The organism is Polaribacter sp. HA6-7 (assembly GCF_055693625.1).
The window spans coordinates 894,480-911,731 of record NZ_CM146338.1; the positions used below are offsets into that span (position 1 = coordinate 894,480).

General features: G+C 28.7%; 11 protein-coding genes and 8 pseudogenes. 9 read left to right on the top strand and 10 right to left on the bottom strand.

Annotated features, from left to right (window positions below; genetic code table 11):
* The first annotated feature begins 73 nt into the window (after positions 1-73).
* From ACZ1HD_RS05005 to ACZ1HD_RS05040, 8 genes and pseudogenes are all read left to right on the top strand, one after another.
* On the top strand, positions 74-337 hold the full coding sequence (locus ACZ1HD_RS05005) for a DUF4834 family protein (RefSeq protein WP_079738407.1): 264 nt from the start codon (positions 74-76) through the stop codon (positions 335-337).
* Between the two features lie 46 nt (positions 338-383).
* Positions 384-1,937 carry a hypothetical protein gene (locus ACZ1HD_RS05010; RefSeq protein WP_472688807.1) on the top strand — a complete coding sequence of 518 codons (1,554 nt, stop codon included), beginning with the start codon at positions 384-386 and terminating at the stop codon, positions 1,935-1,937.
* The gene (locus ACZ1HD_RS05015) at positions 1,906-2,805 is read left to right on the top strand and encodes a YfhO family protein (RefSeq protein WP_472688808.1); all 900 of its coding nucleotides are present in this window, start codon (positions 1,906-1,908) and stop codon (positions 2,803-2,805) included. Before ACZ1HD_RS05010 ends, ACZ1HD_RS05015 begins: the two co-directional genes overlap by 32 nt.
* A gap of 6 nt (positions 2,806-2,811) precedes the next feature.
* Positions 2,812-3,328, top strand: a pseudogene (locus ACZ1HD_RS05020) (methyltransferase domain-containing protein).
* Between the two features lie 3 nt (positions 3,329-3,331).
* Entirely contained in the window at positions 3,332-3,754 is a 423-nt protein-coding gene (locus ACZ1HD_RS05025; RefSeq protein ID WP_472688809.1) for a glycosyltransferase, read from the top strand.
* On the top strand, positions 3,717-4,526 hold the full coding sequence (locus tag ACZ1HD_RS05030) for a glycosyltransferase family 4 protein (RefSeq protein ID WP_472688810.1): 810 nt from the start codon (positions 3,717-3,719) through the stop codon (positions 4,524-4,526). The genes ACZ1HD_RS05025 and ACZ1HD_RS05030 overlap by 38 nt, the downstream gene beginning before the upstream one ends.
* Positions 4,523-5,788, top strand: coding sequence for a glycosyltransferase family 4 protein (locus ACZ1HD_RS05035; RefSeq protein WP_472688811.1), 1,266 nt, complete (start codon positions 4,523-4,525; stop codon positions 5,786-5,788). The genes ACZ1HD_RS05030 and ACZ1HD_RS05035 overlap by 4 nt, the downstream gene beginning before the upstream one ends.
* A gap of 1 nt (position 5,789) precedes the next feature.
* Complete coding sequence (locus ACZ1HD_RS05040) at positions 5,790-7,289, top strand: lipopolysaccharide biosynthesis protein (protein ID WP_472688812.1); 1,500 nt, start codon at positions 5,790-5,792, stop codon at positions 7,287-7,289.
* Here the strand turns inward: ACZ1HD_RS05040 and ACZ1HD_RS05045 are convergent.
* The 10 genes and pseudogenes from ACZ1HD_RS05045 to ACZ1HD_RS05090 all read right to left on the bottom strand — a co-directional run bounded on the left by ACZ1HD_RS05045 (position 7,268) and on the right by ACZ1HD_RS05090 (position 15,862).
* On the bottom strand, positions 7,268-7,579 hold the full coding sequence (locus ACZ1HD_RS05045; RefSeq protein WP_340934471.1) for a DUF6122 family protein: 312 nt from the start codon (positions 7,577-7,579) through the stop codon (positions 7,268-7,270). The two genes, ACZ1HD_RS05040 and ACZ1HD_RS05045, sit on opposite strands and share 22 nt — an antisense overlap.
* A gap of 5 nt (positions 7,580-7,584) precedes the next feature.
* Positions 7,585-8,163, bottom strand: coding sequence for a Crp/Fnr family transcriptional regulator (locus tag ACZ1HD_RS05050; RefSeq protein WP_340934470.1), 579 nt, complete (start codon positions 8,161-8,163; stop codon positions 7,585-7,587).
* Positions 8,164-8,223: 60 nt separating this feature from the next.
* A pseudogene (locus tag ACZ1HD_RS05055) lies at positions 8,224-8,823 on the bottom strand (WbqC family protein).
* 6 nt (positions 8,824-8,829) lie between these two features.
* Positions 8,830-10,526, bottom strand: a pseudogene (lepB, locus tag ACZ1HD_RS05060) (signal peptidase I); the annotation flags it as partial.
* Positions 10,527-10,612: 86 nt separating this feature from the next.
* Positions 10,613-11,312: pseudogene (dapB, locus tag ACZ1HD_RS05065) on the bottom strand (4-hydroxy-tetrahydrodipicolinate reductase).
* Between the two features lie 3 nt (positions 11,313-11,315).
* Entirely contained in the window at positions 11,316-11,768 is a 453-nt protein-coding gene (locus ACZ1HD_RS05070) for a DUF5683 domain-containing protein (protein ID WP_472688813.1), read from the bottom strand.
* A gap of 128 nt (positions 11,769-11,896) precedes the next feature.
* A pseudogene (locus ACZ1HD_RS05075) lies at positions 11,897-12,783 on the bottom strand (ParB/RepB/Spo0J family partition protein).
* Positions 12,784-12,792: 9 nt separating this feature from the next.
* A pseudogene (locus ACZ1HD_RS05080) lies at positions 12,793-13,548 on the bottom strand (ParA family protein); the annotation flags it as partial.
* 193 nt (positions 13,549-13,741) lie between these two features.
* Positions 13,742-15,203: pseudogene (locus ACZ1HD_RS05085) on the bottom strand (aminoacyl-histidine dipeptidase).
* Positions 15,204-15,230: 27 nt separating this feature from the next.
* Positions 15,231-15,862, bottom strand: a pseudogene (locus ACZ1HD_RS05090) (NAD(P)H-dependent oxidoreductase).
* A 115-nt stretch (positions 15,863-15,977) separates the two neighbouring features.
* On the opposite strand from ACZ1HD_RS05090, the gene ACZ1HD_RS05095 reads away from it, so the two are divergent.
* The gene (locus tag ACZ1HD_RS05095; RefSeq protein WP_472688814.1) at positions 15,978-17,252 is read left to right on the top strand and encodes a DUF2851 family protein; all 1,275 of its coding nucleotides are present in this window, start codon (positions 15,978-15,980) and stop codon (positions 17,250-17,252) included.

The window sequence follows — 17,252 nt, forward strand, 5'->3', positions numbered from 1 at the left end:
CTTTTATAGATTCATAACGTCTCAATTGTACTCAAATTGTTATTTTTGATATATTTTTAAATTAAATTTATAAATGGGTTTACTTAAAACACTCTTTTTTATTTTCTTATTTTATTATGCGTTTAAATTTTTAGCAAGACTTTTTGCGCCTTTTTTAATGAAAAAAGCAGCAGAAACTATTCAAAAGAAAGCAGAACAACAATTTGGAGGGCAGCAAAGACAAGCACAAAACCCTTCTGTAAAAGAAGGTGAAACAATTATAGATAAAAAACCAGGAAGCCAAAAAGAAAGTAAAAAGTCTGTTGGTGAGTATGTAGATTTTGAAGAAATCGATTAGACTAAACTCGCTTCAAAATAAATAGCAACCTAAAACAATTTTAAAATTGAAACTTAACAAACTTTTTCCTTATTTAGTAGCAATTCTTGTATTTATAATAGCTTCTTTAATTTACTTTCATCCTGTTTTAAAAGGTCAAAAATTAAATCAATCAGACATTACTCAATTTAGGGGAATGGTGAAAGATATTAATGATTACAGAGCAGATAATAACGAAGAACCTTATTGGACAGATGCTTCTTTTAGCGGAATGCCAGCTTATCCTGTAAGTGCTTATTATCCAAACGATATTGTAAGAAGTGTAGATAAATTACTTAGATTTTTACCAAGACCTGCAGATTATACATTTTTGTATTTTTTAAGCTTTTTTGTGTTGATGATGGCGTTAAAAGTTAAATGGAGATTGGCAATTTTAGGTGCTTTATCCTTTGGGTTTTCTACTTATCTAATTATAATATTTGGTGCAGGTCACAATGCAAAGGCCCATGCAATTGCATATATGCCTTTAGTTTTAGCCGGTGTTATTTGGATTTTTAATAGAAAGTTTGTTTTAGGTTTTATTGTTACAGGTTTGGCAATGGCTTTAGAAATTTATGCTAACCATATTCAAATGACCTACTATTTAGGTTTCTGTTTATTAATTCTTGGTTTGGTAGAATTAATTAATGCGATTAAAGAACGTAAGGTGCAATTATTTATAAAACAAGCAGCAGTAATTATTGCAGCTGTAGTTTTAGGTATAGGAGCAAATGCGCCAAGATTAATGGCAATGAAAGAATATTCTGAACACAGTACAAGAGGAAAATCAGAATTAACAATTAATCTAGACGGTTCTACAAAAAAGGCTACAGAAGGTTTAGATAAATCTTACATAACTCAATACAGTTACTCTAAATTAGAAACTTTTAATTTATTTATTCCGCGTTTTATGGGCGGTGGAACTGTAGAAGAATTAGGAGAGAATTCTAACTTTTATGAGTTTATTGAAGAAAAAACAGATAAAAAAACAGCCAAAGAATATTCGAAACAAGTTTTAACGTATTGGGGAGATCAACCAATTGTAGAAGCACCTGCGTATATTGGTGTTGTTGTGTTTTTTCTATTTTTCTTAGGATTATTTTTAGTAAAAGGAAGAATAAAAGAATGGTTAGTTGCTGCAACAATCTTTTCTATTATTTTAAGTTGGGGTAGAAATTTTGAGGTGATTACTAACTTTTTTATTGATTATGTACCACTTTACAATAAATTTAGAGCAGTTTCATCAATACAGGTAATTGCAGAATTGTGTGTGCCAATTTTAGGTGTTTTAGGTTTAAAAGAACTGTTTTCTAGTTCTCTAGAGTTAAACGAGAAACAAGCAGCTCTAAAAAAGGCAGTTATCGTATTTGGTGGTTTAATAATAGTAGGTTTTGGTTTTGCTCATATTTTCGGAACTTTTGAAGGATTAAGAGATGCGCAACAGTATAGTGAAGTTCCTGGGTTTTTAGACGCAGTAATTGCAGACAGAAAAGCAATGTTATTTTCAGATACAGTTAAATCTCTAGTAATGGTTCTTATTTACTGGTGCTGTGTTATGGTTTACTTTAAAAAAGAAAATTAAAATACCATTTGCCATTATAGTAATAACTGTTTTAATTCTTTTCGATTTGTTATCTGTAAATCTTAATTATGTAAATGCAGACGATTTTAAATCATCAAGAAAAATAGAAAAACCATTTGTAGCTTCAAGTGCTGATAAAGCAATTTTAAAAGATACATCTTATTTTAGAGTAGCAAATTTTTCTGTTGATCCTATGAATGATGGAAGTACATCTTACTTTCATAATTCTATTGGTGGTTATCATGCTGCTAAACTTGGTCGTTATCAAGAGCTATTTGATTATCAAATTGCAAAGAATAATATGCAAGTTTTAAACATGCTAAATACCAAGTATTTTATTGTGCCGGATAATAAAGGAAACGTTCAAGCACAACAAAATACCGAAGCAAACGGTAATGTTTGGTTTGTAGAAAAGTTAATTTCTGTAAACAATGCAAATGAAGAAATACAAGCTTTAGATTCTTTAAATACTAAAAATACTGCTGTAATTTTAAAAGAGAATTTTAGTAAATTAAAAGAAAATTTATTTGTTGAAAAAGATTCTACAGCAACAATTAAATTGATTAGTAATGATGTTACGAATTTAAAATATCAATCAAGTTCTACGAAAGCACAATTCGCTGTTTTTTCTGAAATTTATTATGAAGATGGCTGGAATGCTTATTTAGACGGAAAATTAGTGCCGTATTACAACGTAAATTATGTTTTAAGAGGAATGGAGATTCCCGCAGGAAATCATGAAATTACATTTAAATTTGAGCCAAAAGTAATTCAGAAAGGTAGTTTTATATCTTTAGCTTCTTATGGTTTATTGATTTTAGTAACTTTTGGATGGTTGTTTTATGATGAAAAAAAGAAGAAAAAGTAGCTAAAAATGTATAAGAAACTCCCATCAAAAAGATACGAACACACTTTGGCTTTTTTACAAAAAACAGTTCCTGCACCAGCAACAATTTTAGATTTAGGTGTTCGTAATCCGTTTTCTGAAATTATGGAGGGCAATGGTTATACAGTAATAAATACAGAAGGCGAAGATTTAGATCTTTTACCTGAAATTGTAAAAAAGCATAAAGTAGATGCTGTTTCTGCTTTCGAAATTTTTGAACATTTAATTGCTCCTTTTAATGTTTTAAGAGAAATTGAAGCGACTAAATTAATAACTACAATTCCTTTAAATCTTTGGTTTGCGAAAGCCTACAGAAGTAAAACTGATCTGTGGGACAGACATTACCACGAATTTGAAGATTGGCAGTTCGATTGGCTTTTAGAAAAATCGGGATGGGTAATTAAAGACAAAAAAATGGACAAGCCCAATTAAAAAGGTTGGTTTTAGACCCATTTTAAGAAAATTTACACCTAGATATTATGCTGTTTTTGCAGAAAGAAAATAGTATATGAAAATAGGAATGATTTTAGACGAGGAATTTCCTCCAGATCCTAGAGTAGAAAACGAGGCAATTGCCTTAATTAATGCAGGGCACAACGTTTTTCTTTTTTGTTTAGGGTATAATAATAGTCAAGCTTCATCAGAAAGTATACATAAAATTCAAGTAAAACGTTATTTGTCAACTCAATTTATCTATAAATTATCAGCTTTAGCGTATACAATTCCTTTCTACAAATTGATGTTAAAGAGTAAGATAAAACATTTTTTACAAGAGAATAAAATTGATGCGATTCATATTCACGACCTTAGAATTGCTGATGCTGTTTTTAGTGCCAATCAAAAATTAAAACTTCCAACTATTTTAGATTTACACGAAAATAGACCAGGAGATTATGAAGTTTTATCCGCATTTAACAAAGTTTCCAGGTAAGTTTTTAATATCTCCCAAAAAGTGGAAAAAGAATGAGGAGAAATTTATTAAAAAAGCAGATAAAGTTATTGTTGTAACTAAAGAATCTAAGAAGGAAATTATAAAAAGAGTACAAATTAATGCTGATAAAATAATTGATGTTCCTAACACAGTTCGTAAAGATTTTTTTACAAAGCATTCTATATTTCCTGATATTTTAGATAGATATGCGAATCATTTTGTGTTGCTTTATATAGGTGATACTGGTTTAAGAAGAGGTTTGCAAACTGCTATTAAATCGCTAGTTTTTTTAAGTGATAAAATTACGAATATTAAACTAGTTGTTGTAGGTAAAAACTCAACAGATACTATTCTAAAACAACTAGCAAAAGATTTAAAAGTAGAAAAGTATGTCGATTTTTTAGGGTGGAAAGATCCAAAATATTTTAGTTCTTATATTTTAAGTAGTGCTATTTGTATTTCGCCTTTGCACAGAAATTTACATCACGATACTACTTATGCGAATAAGATTTTTCAATATATGAGTTTTGGCAAGCCTTTATTGGTAAGTGATGCTACAGCTCAAAAAAACTTGACAGAAAATTATAATTACGGTTTGGTGCATAAAGCAGAAGATGTAAATGATTTTGCTGATAAAACAATCCAATTATATAGAAGTGAAGCATTAAGAACTAAATTTAGTGAAAATGGAAAAGATTTTGTGAGAAATAAATTTTCTTGGGAGCAAACATCAAAAAAACTCATACATTTATATGATAACCTTCTAAATTGAAAGTACTAATTATAACATATTATTGGCCTCCTGCAGGTGGTTACGGCGTACAACGTTGGTTAAAATTTGTAAAATATTTACAGAATTTTGATATTGAACCACTAGTGTATACCGTTGATAATGCAAACTATCCTAAAGAAGATAAAACACTACTTAATGAAGTTCCTAAAAATATTAAGATTTTAAAACAACCAATTTGGGAACCAACAGATTTATTATTTTGGAAAAAAAATAATAAACAAAAAAAAGGTGTTTCTAATGTTAGTAATGGCGGATTTTTGTCTTTTGTTAGAGGAAATTTTTTTATTCCAGATCCTAAAATTTTTTGGGTGAATTCATCGGTTAAATATTTGCAGAAAATTATCGATTCTTCTGAAATTGATGTAATAATTTCCACAGGGCCGCCACATAGTATGCATTTAATTGCGCAAAAATTGCATCAAAAGAATAATATAAAATGGGTTGCAGATTTTCGTGATCCTTGGTCAAACTTATATTATAATAAAGACTTTAATCAGTTATCTTTTGCAAAAAATAAAAATATTAAATTAGAAAAATCAGTTTTAAAAAATGCTGATTGTATACTAACTGTTAGTAACACTTTAAAAAGGGAGTTTTTAAAAACAGCAAAAAGAGTAGAGGTTATTACCAATGGTTTCGATGATGAAGTTGTGACTAAAAATATCATAAGATTAGATAAAAAATTTACAATTTCATATATTGGTTTGTTACCCAAACAAAGCAATCCAACAGTATTGTTTAAAGTTTTAGAAAAACTTTGTTTACAAGATTCAAGTTTTAAAAACGACTTACAAATTAATTTTATTGGAGATATTGTAAATGATGTAAAGCAAGATATACAACGATTTAATTTATCAGAAAACACTACATTCTTAGGGTATTTACCACATTATAAAGCGATCGAGTATCAAAAAAAATCTCAGGTTTTATTATTATTAATTCCGAATGTATTAAACAACGAAGGTATTTTAACAGGAAAGTTATTTGAGTATTTAACAGCTAAAAGACCTATTTTATCCATCGGACGAGAAAAAGGAGATTTGGCCACAATTTTAGAGGAAACAAACGCTGGTAAGATTGTAAATTTTGATAATGAAATAAAATTATCAGAAGAAATTAAATCGTTGTATAACGATTTTAAAAATAATGAATTGTTGGTTACATCTAGCGACATAAAAAAATATCATAGAAAAGAGTTGACGAAAAATCTAGCCTCTATTCTAAAAAACATAACTTCGTAGAATGGGAATTGTATTAAAACAATCATTAAAAAACACTTTTTTTATTTACTTAGGTTTTGCCTTTGGTGGTATTAATACTCTTTTTTTGTACACAAGGTTTTTAGAAGACGAGTATTATGGTTTAGTTACGTTTCTATTATCTACATCCAACCTTTTAATGCCATTAATAGCATTAGGAATTCATCATACAATTGTAAAGTTTTTCTCTAGTTATTTCACAAAAGTAGAAAAAGATAAATTTCTATCTTCTGTTGTTTTTTTGCCATTATTAATTGCAATACCAATAGCTTATTTTGGTAATATTTTTTATCAAGAAATAGGAGATTATTTATCAGAAGAAAATCCTATTATAAAAGATTATACAATTGTAATTTATTTAATAGCAGTGGCTTGTGCTTATTTCGAGATTTTTTATTCGTGGGCAAAAGTTCAGTTTCAAACTGTTTTTGGTAATATTTTAAAAGAATTATGGAATAGAGTAGTAGTAATGTTGTTACTTTTTGCTGTTTATTTTGAATTTATTAGCAAACCGGAATTTATTTATTACCTAACGGCAGCGTATTTTTTAAGGATGTTTATAATGATGTTTTATGCATTAAAACTTTACGTACCAAAGTTTACATTTGCAAAACCTGCAAATTTTATTGAAGTTTTACGATTTTACGGGTACATAATTTTAGCGGGAAGTGCTGGTGCAATTATTTTAGATATTGATAAATTTATGATTCCGGGTAAAGAAACTTTGGCAATCGCAGCTTATTATTCTGTTGCTGTTTTTATAGGATCTTTTATAGAAGCCCCAAGTAGAGCAATGTTAAATATTTTACAGCCATTAACATCTAAAACATTAAATGAAGATAACCAAAAAGAGGTTGGCTCTTTGTATAAAAAAAGTTCTATCAATTTACTTTTAATTAGCGGATTCTTCTTCGTTTTAATCAATACAAATGTGCAACAGTTATTCAATTTATTACCAAAAGAATATGCCGGTGGCGGACTCGTAGTGCTTATGATTTCATTTTTAAAAATGTACAATGGCTTTTTAGGTAATAATGGTGCAATTATTAATAATTCTAAGTTTTATAAAATTACGCTACCTGTAGGTATTGCTATGGCTCTTTCTGTTTACGCTTTAAATAAGTTATTTTATTATGAGTTTGAAATGGGTACAAATGGTTTGGCACTTTCTACCTTAATAGTAATTTTTTGCGCTAATACATTTAAACTATACTTTGTAAAAAAGAAATTCTCTATAACTCCTTTTACCAATAAAACCGCAAAAATGTTGGTAATAATAGCTGTTTTGTATTTTGCTTTTAATTTTTGGGATTTTCCGGTTGATAATATTTATATATGGGATTTTCCTATTCACCCAATTATTAACATCATTTTGAAAAGTATTTTAATTGTACCGATGTATATATTATTAATTTTCAAATTTAATATTTCTCCGGAATTAGATATTTTACTTGGTAAATATTACAATAAACAGTCTAAGTAGTCTGTAAACATATGAAAAAGCAAGGCAATACAAAGGATTCTTGTTTTCTTAAAAAATAGCCCAACAACATAAAAAGCCATTGCCCAAAATGTATGAAGTGGATGAAAATTGATACTACATCTATTTTCTTGAAATATAGGATTTGCTAATAAATGATCTAAATCTACAAGCATAGATAGTAAAAAAATAATGTAAACCGTTTTCCATTTTTTTCTAAAGAAAATAATAGCAAATAAAAACGGAACAATAAAATGTAAGCTGTAATGAACTATAAATTTAATGCTTATCATTAAAATTATTTTTTAGAATACAAACCTTTTCTAATTCTACTTAATTGAACAGGTGTTATATTTAAGTAAGAAGCTATATGATATTGTGGAATTAAGTTCTCTATATTTGGTATTTGTGCTTTTACTTTTAGATATCTTTCTGTAGCATTTAAAACAGATAAATCGTACACTTTAGCTTCTAATTCTAGAAATACTTTCTCAAGAATTTTAGAATATAATTTCCCAATTTCTAGATTTTGCTTAGTTAATTCTATAAAATCATCGTAATTAATAACTTGTAATTTACAATGAGATAAACAATCATAAGAAAACTTAGATTTTTTTCTTAGAATTAAAGCGCCTAAAGGCCCAATTGCTCTAATCGGCACAAATAGGTTTCTTATATATTCTTTACCTTTTTCATCTACATAAAAAGATCTAGCAATACCCTCTTCTAGAATATAAATACTTTTTGATATTTCTCCAGCTTTAGATATGGAATCTCCTTTGCGAAGCTCAATATTTTTGGCTAAAGAAAATATAAGATTTTGTGATTCTTCAGAAATTACACAAAATTTATCCAGTATTTTTTTTAAATTATTCATTAATTTGAGACACTAAATAGCTTAAGTAAATTTACTATTTTAGAGTCTGCAAAGATACAACTAATTTTCTAAAAAACTAATTGCGTTAGGTCCTTCCATAAATAATAAGTCTAAAATTGATAAATTTGGTATAAAACCATGCTTATCATCAAACATTTGTATGTACTTGTTTGTAAGAATGTTGGGTGTAAATTTTGCGTCAGCTAAATTTCTAAAGTCAAATTTTTTTCTGATTCTATGTAAGATTCACTTTTATTATAATCAATTTCTAGTTGCAAAACATCTGTAATAAAATCGAATGTATCAAAATTTAAATCCTGTAAAAATTTATATTTTTTTTCGAATATCGGAGTTAAATCATCAATGTAAAATTCAAAAAAGGCGAATTCCTATAGGCAGTTTTTAAAGATTTAAAGTGTTGATCTTGCCAATTTGTAGCACTTTCAATAATAGTATCTTTCGTTTTTTTCTGCCGGACTTTACAGGATGTTTTACAGGTATATTTAAAAGTTGCTTACCATTTGTATTAAAAATATAACACCTGTTTCTGTAGCTTTGTTTCTGAAAATTGTCTTCTGTTTCAAATAAAACAGTTTCTGCATTAACAATAGCTCGATATTGTGATATCGGAGAAAAGTATGTTGGTATAAATACAGCCATTTTATTTTTTAGCAGCTTTTTCTTCCCTTTAAAATAACTGTAGCCAATGTAAATTGCAATTAATGCAAAAACTAAATATCTATACGATACAGGCTCACCGTCACCACCAACAGTAGTAAATAACCTGTTCCATCTAATCGATTTTATTTTTTCTCCAAAACTTGCAGCATTTGCATCCCAACTCCACCAAATCATTACAGGTTTACCTAAAACATGATCAAAAGGAACATAACCCCAATAACGAGCATCTAAAGAATTATGTCTGTTATCTCCCATTAACCAGTAGTAATCTTGTTTAAATGTGTACGAATCTGCTTTTTCACCATTGATAAAAATATCGTCTCCAACAAAAGACAAGTCGTTATTTTCGTAATTTTTTATAATTTGCTCGTAATAAGGTAAAGATTTTGCATCTAACTTTACGGTAGCACCAGCTTTAGGTATGTAAATTGGTCCGAAGTTATCTTGACTCCAATTATTACTTTCTACATGCGGAAAAATTGCATTATCTGCACCATAATTAATTTTTGTAACAGCAACAGTTTGAGGTTGTTTTCTTAACCTTTCAACTTCATCTTCTGTTAAATTAATGTTTATTTTATTTGCAACAGATTCCATTTTAAGTCTTCTAGCAAAATCAGGATTGATACCACCTGCAACTTCTGTATATAAAGAGTCAGAGCTTATTTTAGTTAAGTTTCCGTTTTCTTTAATTGCTTTTTGTATTTTAGAATTATTCCAATATTCCGATAATATTCTATAAACACCTGTCTTTTCTTTTTTAATTAAAAACTTAGGAAAACTATTTGCGTCTATAGCTGTTTTTGCTTCATACGTATAATAAAATTGTATTTTGGCTCTATACGGAAGTACATTTTTCTTACCATTTATGTATACATAACCATCTCTTAGTTCTAGAGAATCACCAGCAATACCTACTGCTCGTTTTACATAATTTGTTTTTTTATCTACTGGTTTATAGGTGAATTTACCGAAGTATCTCCCCACATAGTAGCTAATGAATCTGTAGGCCAATTAAAACAAACAATGTCGTTATTTTTAATGTTTTGTAAACCAGGTAATCTTGTGTAAGGAAGCTGAGGTTTTTTTAAATACGAAGCTGTACCAACCAAAGGTAAAGAATCGTGTACCATTGGTGCCGCAATAACTGTTGATGGAACTCTTGCGCCGTAATGAAATTTACTTACAAACAAATAATCTCCAACTAATAAAGATTTTTCTAGTGAAGACGTTGGTATTGTAAATGGTTGCATAAAATACGTATGCACAAGTGTTGCTGCAATAATGGCAAAAGTAATAGAACTTACCCATTCACCTAATTCAGATCTAGGTTTTAGGCTTCTATCTTCATTATAAGTTGCATCTGTAGCGTAATTTATATAGAATATATAAAGACCTAAAGTAATAATTACAAAAAACGAATCAATTTTTTTGAAAAAACCAAAAGAACGAATTGTTTCAATCCAAATGACCGGAAACATTAATAAATTTACAATTGGAATAAAAAGTAAAATAACCCACCATTTTGGTCTATTTATTATTTGCATTAATACAATTCCGTTATAAACAGGCACTGCTGCTTCCCAAGCTTTTCTTCCTGCTTTTACATATAATTTCCAAGTTCCTAAAAAATGAATTACTTGTACAACAAGAAAAAAGATAAACCATTGGGTAAAAGTCATAATAATTATATTTTAAAATCCTTATTGATAAAGGAATGTATTTTAATTTTTTTATTAGGCGATAAAAATCAATTTTGTTACAGGTTTTAACTGATGTTTAACACGTCTTTCATACTAAAAACACCTGTTTTACCAAGAATCCATTCTGCGGCTACTACGGCACCTAAAGCAAACCCTTGTCTACTGTGTGCAGTGTGCTTAATTTCGATAGAATCTACTTCAGAATTGTACCAAACAGTATGTGTTCCCGGAACTTCGGTATTCTTTTAGCAACAATAGGTATGTTTTCTTCGGATGTGGTTTTGTCTAATTCCCAATCTTTTTTAGTAGAATTTTCTATAATTCCTTCTGCTAAAGTAATAGCAGTACCACTTGGTGCGTCTAATTTTTTTGTATGATGAATTTCTTCCATAGAAATATTATAATCTTCTAAATTACTCATCATTTTAGCCAGTTGTTTGTTTAATTCAAAAAAGATATTTACACCTAAACTAAAGTTAGAAGCGTAAATAAAAGCGCCTTTTTTTCTTCACATAACTTAACGGCATCGTTGTATTTGTCTAACCAACCAGTAGTCCCAGAGATTACAGGTACTTTATTTTCGATACAATTAGAAATATTATTAAAAGCAGAGTTAGGTATGCTAAAATCTATAGCCACATCTGCTAAAGTGATATCTATTTCTGTATCGACATCTTTTTTAATGACAATTTCATGACCTCTAGAAATTGCAATTTTTTCAATTTCCTTACCCATTCTTCCGTAGCCTAATAATGCAATTCTCATTTTTTAAAAAGTATATTTTAGTGTAAAACCAACTTTAGGAGCATCAAATAAAATAGGATCTTGAACAAATGATGGTTTTAATGATAAATTATCGTCTGTATTAAATTGTATTAAATGAGCATTTACACTAGCTTCTACAATCTGTAATACATAAATAATCACACCCCACATTAAAGATAAATCTCTATTTTCTCTTAATTGTTCTTGCGCTCTTTCTAAGGTTTCTAGAGATACTGTAACTTCTCCTAAGTCGTTTGTAAACTCATCCTGAAAACCAGATTTTCTAAGTTTATAAGCGGTTCTATAGCGTTTATATTCGCTGTTGTTATTTAAATAAAAGTAAGTAGGTGTTGCTATGGCGCCCCAAACCAAGGGTGCTTTCCAATATTTTTTATTATAAATTTGACCTAAACCAGGAAAAATAGCAGAATAAAAAGCAGCTTTAGCTGGCGCCAAAGGTTTATAAACACCTTCTTGTATAATAAGGTTCTGTTTGGTCTTAACTTTTGTTGAATCTTTTTGCGCAAAAAGATGAAAAGAAAAAAACAAAACAGAAATGGTTATTATAATTTTTTTGAAATCACTTATTTTAATAAGTTTTTTATTCGGTTAAAATCTTCTTCAGAATGAAATGGTATTGAAATTTTACCTTTTCCGTTTGCACTAACAGAAACATCAACTTTATGACCAAAATATTCGCTAATATCCTTTAGGCTATTTTTTACAAAAGTTGGTACCGTTTTTTTCTTAGGCTTAGCAATAGATCCAGATTTTAAGCTTTTTACTAAATCTTCTGTTTGTCTTACAGAAAGTTTTTCTCTTAAAATTTTTTCATAAATGGCTAATTGATCTTCTGTGTTGTCAACATTAATCATCGCACGACCATGACCCATAGAGATAAAACCATCTCTCATACCTGTTTGTAATATTGGATCTAATTTTAACAAACGTAAATAGTTAGTTACCGTAGATCTTTTTTTACCAACTCTTGTACTTAATTCTTCTTGTGTTAATTGAATTTCGTCAATTAAACGTTGGTAAGAAAGTGCAACTTCTATTGGATCTAAGTTTTTACGCTGAATATTTTCTACCAATGCCATTTCTAGCATTTCTTGGTCATTTGCTAATCTAATATAAGCGGGTACAGTTTTATTTCCTATTAACTTAGAAGCTCTAAATCTTCTTTCACCGAAACTAATTGAAATTTATTACTTTCTAATTTTCTAACAGTAATAGGCTGTATAACACCTAATTCTTTAATAGAACTAGCAAGCTCTCTTAAAGCTTCTTCGTCGAAATATGTTCTTGGTTGATAAGGGTTAACATCAATTTTATCTAATTCTATTTCGATAATACTACCAACTAATTTGTCGGCATTTTTATCTGATGCAGAATTTACATTTGGTGTGTCTTGTTGTAATAAAGCAGATAATCCTCTTCCTAACGCTTGTTTCTTAGTCGCTTTTGCCATCTTACGAATTCTTTTTAATAATTCTTGAGCTAAATTTAAGTAATTTACAGCTCCTTTACTTGTTGCATCATAAGCAATAATGCTTTCACCATAACTTGGTGCTTCACCTAAACGTGTATTTCTTCTAATAATTGTATCAAAAACCATAGAAGAAAAATGTTTTCTTACTTCATCTACTACTTGATTCGATAATCTTAAACGAGCATCGAACATTGTTAATAATAAACCTTCTATATCTAAACTTGGGTTGTGTATATTCTGAACACTTTTTACAGTATTTAGTAATTTACCCAAACCTTCTAATGCGAAATATTCACATTGAATTGGTATAATTACAGAATTTGCAGCAACTAAAGAGTTTAAGGTAATTAACCCTAAAGATGGTGCACAATCTATTAAAATATAGTCATAATCGTCTTTAATTTCTTCTAACGATTTTTTTAACATGTATTCTCTTTCTTGCTTATCTACAAGTTCTATTTCAATAGCTACTAAATCTATATGTGCAGGTATAATATCTACATTTGGCGAATCGGTTTTAATAATCGCATCTTTAGCTGATAAAGTGTGCTCTAAAACATGATATGTTCCGCCTTCTACAGTTTCTACATCTATACCTAAACCGGAAGAAGCATTTGCTTGCGGATCTGCATCTATCAACAAAACTTTTTTCTCTAAAACACCTAAAGAGGCTGCTAAATTTACACTGGTAGTTGTTTTACCAACACCACCTTTTTGATTTGCTATTGCAATAATTTTACCCATGAAAATAAATAGATTTATCTAAATGTAAAATTACATTTTTTTATGATTTTTAGAAGTGAAAGATGTTAACAAATGAATAAAATTTTAAAAAACTGATAATCAGTTAATTAAATTTATTTTTATTTTCTTTTTACACAAATTGATGTAATAAAAAACCGAAGGAATCCTTCGGTTTTTTACCGAAAAACAACTGCTATTTTTTTGGTGTATTTTTTAATATTTCAATTAAAAAGTTCCGAATTTTTGTGTTGATGATATACTTGCGCGTTCGTCCGGCGAATGTGCGCCTCTAATTGTTGGTCCGAAAGAAACCATATCTATTTCCGGATAATTTTGCCCTAAAATTCCGCATTCTAAACCTGCATGACAAGCAGTAACATTTGCTTTTTCTTGATGTAATTCTTCATATAAATTAGAAACGATATCTAAAATTTCTGAATTTACATTTGGTTGCCATCCAGGATATTCTCCTGAAAAATCAACTGAAAATCCGAGACAATTCAAAAGCAGATTTTAAAGAATTTGCTAAATCTAATTTATTAGTTTCTGATGATGATCTTGTTAAACAACTAATTTTAATATTGCCATCTTTTGCTACAATTTTAGCAATATTATTAGAAGTTTCTACCAAGCCTTCAATATCCGGACTCATTCTATAAACTCCGTTTAAAGCTGTGTAAATAGATTTTATAAAACCTTCTTGCACACCCAATTCCATTACCTTTTCAGGTAAGTTTGTGTCAGAGATTTCAATGTTTAGATTTGGTTCTAAAGTTGCAAATTCTTTTTTAATGTTGTTAATTAGTAAGTTGCTTTCAAACAAAAAAGCTTCTTTAGAAATTGCATCAACAGTAACCACAGCAAAACTTTCTCTTGGTATAGCATTTCTTAAACTACCACCATTAATTTCTGATATTCTTAAACCATAATTAGTAAATCCGTCAAATAATAAACGGTTCATTATTTTGTTGGCATTACCTAAACCTTTGATAATATCCATACCGGAATGCCCACCATTTAAACCATTTACAGTGATAGAAAAGGCATTTGAATTTTCTCGGAACTTCTTCTTCTTTATACGTTCTTGTTGCGGTAATATCTACGCCACCAGCACAACCCATTCCTATTTCATCATCTTCTTCTGTATCTAAATTTAGTAAAATATCACCTTTTAAAATATTTCCTTCTAAACCCATGGCACCAGTCATTCCGGTTTCTTCATCAATTGTAAAAAGTGCTTCAATATTTGGATGTTCAATTTCTGTAGAAGCTAAAACAGCCATTATTGCTGCAACACCTAAACCATTATCTGCGCCAAGTGTTGTGCCATCTGCTTTTACCCAATCTCCATCAACAATCATTTTAATTCCTTCAGAATCAAAATCGAAATTAGTTGCTGCATTTTTTTGATGCACCATATCTAAATGACTTTGTAAAACCACTGTTTTTCTATCTTCTAAACCTTTGGTAGCTTTTTTATTGATAATTACATTACCAACTTTATCTACAAATGTTTCTAAATTTAGTTTTTTACCAAAATCTACCATAAACTGTATAACACGTTCTTCTTTTTTTGAAGGACGCGGAACAGCGTTAAGGTCTGCAAACATATTCCAAACTTCTTTTGGTGCTAAATTTCTAACTTCTGTGCTCATAAAAATGTTTTTATTTAAAGTGTAAATTTAAGAGATTTCGATAACACTTTCTGTTAGATTTTTCCTAACTTTTAATAAATCTTTCATGTAATCGTCTTCTGCTCTAAAACCAACAGGTAGCACTAAAACAGATTTTAAATTGTGTTTTTCCAATCCTAAAACTTCATCGTATTTAGAAGGAATAAAACCTTCCATAGGGCAAGAATCTATATTTAAACTTGCACAAACTGTTAGTAAATTACCTAAAGCAATGTAAGCTTGATTTTTATTTGCAATAGCTAATTCTTCTTGTGTTTTTTTCTGAATTTCTGCCGTTAAAAAATCTTTAAACGGATTTAAAATTTCATCGGGTGTATTTCTGATTTTTTTACTAAGTTGAAATATTCTGTAACTTCTTTTGTAGTGTAATTATCTTGTATGCAAATTACAAATAGGTGAGAGGCTTGTACAATTTGCTGTTGATTAAAAGAAAACGGAAGCAGTTGTTCTTGAACTTCTTTATTATTAATTACAATTAATTTTATAGGTTGTAAACCATAAGAAGTAGCTGTTAAATTAAAAGCTTCTTTTAGTGTGTTTACTTGTTCTTCTGTTAGCTTTTTATTAGCATCAAACTTTTTTACTGCATAACGCCATTTTAAATTATCTATAATAGTCATGTTTTAAGCTTATTTTATTTTACAAAAATATGACATTAATATTGCTTTCTTAAAATTGCTTAATTATATAAATTTATAGAAGTATCAGTTTTTTTGTACTTTTAAAATAAAAACTATGAATGAAGATTTTCTTCATTATGTCTGGAAATATAAAATGTTTTCTAGCGTAAAATTGTGCACAGTAAATAACGAAACGCTCTCGATTCTTAAAACAGGTTTGCATAATCAAAATGCAGGACCCGATTTTTTAAATGCGCATTTAAAGATTGATGATCAAACTTGGATAGGTAATGTAGAGATTCACTTAAAATCATCAGATTGGTATTTGCATAATCATGAATTAGATAGAAATTATGAAGCAGTAATTTTACATGTTGTTTGGGAAAACGATGCTTTGATTTATATGAAAAATAATAAAGCAATACCCACTTTGGTTCTTAAACCTTTTGTAGATAAAAATCTTTTAAATAATTATAACAGTTTACTATTGTCTCGAAAAAATTGGATTCCTTGTGAGAAAAACTTATCACAAATAGATTTGTTTACTTTCAATAATTGGAAAGAGCGTTTGTTTTTTGAACGTCTAGAAAGAAAATCATCAGAAATTAAAATTCTTTTAGAAGTAGAGCAAAATAACTTTGAAGGGGTTTTATTTCAATTATTAGCTAAAAATTTCGGATTAAAAATAAATGGAGATGCGTTTTTGACTCTAGCAAAATCAGTTGATTATTCGATTGTAAAAAAAGTAAGTGCAAATTCTACACAGTTTTCTGCGTTACTTTTTGGACAAGCAGGTTTTTTAGAAGAAGACATTCAGCATAATTATTATTTGCTTTTAAAAGAAGAGTATGTTTTTTTAAAACATAAATTCAATCTAAAACCTTTATCAAACAATCAGTTTTCTTTTTTTAGAATGCGTCCTAATAATTTTCCTACCATAAGAATAGCACAGTTAGTTGCATTATTAACCAAAGAGAAAAATTTATTTTCTAAGATTATTGAATCAAATACGCTTGCAGACTTTTATGATTTATTTAAAATTGAAATGATTGATTTTTGGCAAACACATTATAATTTTGAATCAATTTCTAAAAAATCTTCTAAACGACTTACCAAATCATTTATAGATTTATTGATTATCAATACAATAATACCTTTAAAATTTATGTATCATAAGAGCAGAGGAGAAGTAAATGAAGAAACTTATTTAGAAATTTTAAGGGAAATTAAATCAGAAAAAAATAGTGTTATTTCTAAGTTTACAGAGTTAAAGGTTTCTTCTGAAAGTGCATTCGACTCTCAAGCTTTATTAGAGCTTAAAAACAACTATTGCGCACTTAAACGATGTTTAGAATGCGCAATAGGTAAAAATGTTTTAAGTAAAAGTTAA

What these genes read in the sequence shown, in the direction of transcription:
- ACZ1HD_RS05025 (WP_472688809.1), top strand. Translation starts at nt 3,332, where the DNA reads ATGAAAATAGGAATGATTTTAGACGAGGAATTTCCTCCAGATCCTAGA.
- ACZ1HD_RS05030 (WP_472688810.1), top strand. Translation starts at nt 3,717, where the DNA reads ATGAAGTTTTATCCGCATTTAACAAAGTTTCCAGGTAAGTTTTTAATA.
- ACZ1HD_RS05005 (WP_079738407.1), top strand. Translation starts at nt 74, where the DNA reads ATGGGTTTACTTAAAACACTCTTTTTTATTTTCTTATTTTATTATGCG.
- ACZ1HD_RS05045 (WP_340934471.1), bottom strand. Translation starts at nt 7,579, where the DNA reads ATGATAAGCATTAAATTTATAGTTCATTACAGCTTACATTTTATTGTT.
- ACZ1HD_RS05040 (WP_472688812.1), top strand. Translation starts at nt 5,790, where the DNA reads ATGGGAATTGTATTAAAACAATCATTAAAAAACACTTTTTTTATTTAC.
- ACZ1HD_RS05050 (WP_340934470.1), bottom strand. Translation starts at nt 8,163, where the DNA reads ATGAATAATTTAAAAAAAATACTGGATAAATTTTGTGTAATTTCTGAA.
- ACZ1HD_RS05095 (WP_472688814.1), top strand. Translation starts at nt 15,978, where the DNA reads ATGAATGAAGATTTTCTTCATTATGTCTGGAAATATAAAATGTTTTCT.